General features: G+C 60.0%; 1 protein-coding gene. It reads right to left on the bottom strand.

Annotated features, from left to right (window positions below):
• Nucleotides 1-255 (bottom strand): hypothetical protein (locus tag ACTHUT_RS22390; protein ID WP_440420006.1); only part of this gene is annotated, 255 nt, incomplete at both ends.

Below are 255 nucleotides of genomic sequence, written 5' to 3'. Positions count from 1 at the left end.
CGGTGTAAACGTCTTGGCCGTTGGCGCCGGTCGTTTTCACCACGTCTTTGATGTTGGTGCCGGCGGCAACCTCGGTACGGGCGGCGGCGCTTTGCTGTTTCAGCTGGCTGTAGTTGACGGCGTCGGTGTCATCGGTACCCGGGGCAACGTTGGTGATCTTGTTGCCGGCGGCATTAATGCCTGCTTTGGTCACACTTGGGCCACCGGTAATGGTGAGGCCGTCTGAATTCAGTTTGCTGTCGCCTGCGGTAACGC

This window comes from Neisseria sp. P0022.S010, from assembly GCF_051956635.1.
The sequence above is the reverse complement of the archived record's forward strand: the minus strand, read 5'-3'. Positions and strand labels throughout refer to the sequence as shown.